3 protein-coding genes are annotated in these 2,700 nt (G+C 42.1%); all 3 read left to right on the top strand.

Annotation, left to right across the window (positions count from 1 at the left end; genetic code table 11):
* Nucleotides 1–107 precede the first annotated feature (107 nt).
* On the top strand, nt 108–1,274 hold the full coding sequence (locus QNK26_RS02160; RefSeq protein WP_319220620.1) for an MFS transporter: 1,167 nt from the start codon (nt 108–110) through the stop codon (nt 1,272–1,274).
* A gap of 15 nt (nt 1,275–1,289) precedes the next feature.
* Entirely contained in the window at nt 1,290–2,381 is a 1,092-nt protein-coding gene (locus QNK26_RS02155; protein WP_319220619.1) for an alkene reductase, read from the top strand.
* Between the two features lie 56 nt (nt 2,382–2,437).
* The coding region (locus QNK26_RS02150; protein WP_319220618.1) for a type II secretion system protein at nt 2,438–2,700 on the top strand (263 nt) is incomplete at its 3' end.

Genomic DNA, 2,700 nt, shown 5'->3' with positions numbered 1-2,700 from the left:
CCCTCTCCTATTGTTCGGTTTATCCGAATAATGATTTCGTATTTTACTCAATTATCAAAATAAATCGAATGAATATAATAGCCAGCATATTATAAACAGAGATAACCATGATGATTGAAAAAGAAAAAATGCCTTTCCAAGTTTGGATATTAACACTCGCCGCATTTGCGATTGGCACCGCAGAATTTGTTATAGCCGGTATTCTACCGCAAATAGCCGTGTCACTGTCCATTACAGAAGGTCAGGCTGGTTATTTAATCAGTGCTTATGCGCTAGCCATTGTGATTGGCGGTCCGATCTTAACGATATATTTAGCGCGTTTTAATAAAAAAGCAGTACTGACGGGTTTAATGATACTGTTTATTCTCGGCAATATACTTTCAGCTTTTGCACCAACCTACGAGTCATTATTAGTAAGCCGTGTTATCGCTGGTCTGGTTCAAGGTCCATTCTATGGTATTGGCGCTGTTGTCGCGACAAACCTAGTATCAGAAAAAATGGCTGGTCGCGCCGTTGGCCAAATGTTCGCAGGTCTGACACTGGCCAATGTACTCGGTGTACCAGCAGGTACTTGGATCAGCTTACAGTTTGGCTGGCACACCACGTTTCTAACGGTTGCCGCATTCGGTGCTGTTGCCATGATTTTCATTCTCATGTCGATCAAATCAACTGGTCACGGCGAAGCTAAAAATATTAAAGCTCAGCTTATGGCGTTCAAAAATCCAATGTTATTAATGAGTTTAGCAATCACCGCTTTTGCATGGTCAGGTTTCATGACGCTATACGGATATATTGCGCCTATCGCAATGCATATCACTGGTTATGGTGAAGATGCAGTTACTTGGATTTTAGTGATTGTCGGCCTTGGTCTCATCATAGGTAACACCATTGGTAGTCGCTCTGCAGACAAAAACCTCAACAAAGCATCGCTATTTTGGGCTATTGCCATGATCCTTTCATTGGTATTAGTCGGTCTGGTTATTGATAACAAAATACTTTTTGTCATCGCCGCATTTATCTTTGGCATAGCATCATTTGCCAATGTACCAGCAATGCAACTTCGAGTCATGAATCACGGCGGCGAAGGTCAAGAATTAGCTGCCACGGCAAATATCTCAGCATTCAACTTGGCCAACGCATTCGGCGGCATCCTTGGCGGTATCGTACTTGATAGCAGTATGGGCGCTAGCATGATCCCTTACGCGGCAATCATAGTTCCAGTGATTGGCTTACTGTTCATCATGAAAGCAAATAAATCCACATTAAACGGCTAAAATAAGGTAAATATCATGAGTAAATTATTCCAGAACACCACACTAAAACAATTAGACTTAAAAAATCGCGTAGTAATGGCACCAATGACCCGAGCGCGTACTAGCCAACCAGGTAATATACCTAATGAACTAATGGCTACTTATTACAAACAACGTGCTAACGCCGGATTAATCATTTCTGAAGCCACGCAAATTTCCGATGATTCACAAGGTTATTCATTCACACCAGGTGTATATACCGATGAACATGTTAAAGGCTGGCAACCGATCACTCACGCTGTGCACGTGCAAGGCGCTGCCATGTTCTGTCAATTATGGCATGTCGGCCGCGTTTCTCATCCAACATTTCAAAATGGTGAGTTACCTATCGCACCGTCAGCACTAGCTCCAATTGAAACTAAAGTTTGGATTTCTGACGACCAAGGCAATGGCACAATGGTTGATTGTATTCAACCTCGCGAGATGACTCAAGCAGACATAAATCGCGTAATTAAAGACTTCGCTAATTCTGCCAAGCGTGCCGTAGAAGCGGGGTTTGATGGGGTCGAGATCCACGGTGGTAATGGTTATCTTATCGATCAATTCCTTCGAACAAACTCGAACAAACGTACAGACAAATATGGCGGCACAAATAGTAATCGCATCCGTTTTCTTCTTGAAGTTGTCGATGCTGTGATTGCAGCAATTGGCGCGGATAAAGTGGGCGTACGTCTTGCACCCTTTATCACATTTAAAGACATGAACTGCCCAGAGATTGTACCTACAATCCTTGAAGCATCAGAAGAACTACAAGCACGTGACATCGCTTACATGCATTTATCAGAAGCGGATTGGGATGATGCACCTGTAATACCTGAAAGCTTCCGCATTGAACTACGAAATCTTTTCACTAATACCATCATTGTCGCGGGAAGTTACACGCAAGAACGTGCCGAAGAAATATTAACTAAAGGTTACGCGGATTTAGTCGCTTTCGGTCGTCCGTTCGTATCAAATCCAGATTTAGTTGAACGTTTAAAGCACAATTACGAACTAGCAGATCTTGACGGAGCCACTCTATTTGGCGGTGATGGCGCTGGTTATATTGACTATCCAACTCATGCTTAAGTCTAATTAATCACAAATAAAGCCAGTTATGAATACTGGCTTTTTTAGGATCCAAAATGCACAAAAATAAAGGGTTTACCCTCATTGAATTGGTGATTGTAATTATTGTTTTAGGGATCTTGTCAGCAACAGCAATACCGAAGTTTATAAATATTGGCACGGATGCAAAAAATGCTGCGTTACAGGGGATGCAAGGAGCATTAAATGATGCCATTGAATTGTCATACGCTAAATTAGCCATTCATGGTAAAGAGACTGCTAGTATACTCATAGGTAAGGATGTTGGCGACATTATTGCAGGCTGTGACGATTGTATTTT

The sequence above is a fragment of the Moritella sp. genome (assembly GCF_033791185.1).
Classification (GTDB): domain Bacteria; phylum Pseudomonadota; class Gammaproteobacteria; order Enterobacterales; family Moritellaceae; genus Moritella.
The sequence above is the reverse complement of the archived record's forward strand: the minus strand, read 5'-3'. Positions and strand labels throughout refer to the sequence as shown.

What these genes read in the sequence shown, in the direction of transcription:
- QNK26_RS02160 (WP_319220620.1), top strand. Translation starts at nt 108, where the DNA reads ATGATGATTGAAAAAGAAAAAATGCCTTTCCAAGTTTGGATATTAACA.
- QNK26_RS02155 (WP_319220619.1), top strand. Translation starts at nt 1,290, where the DNA reads ATGAGTAAATTATTCCAGAACACCACACTAAAACAATTAGACTTAAAA.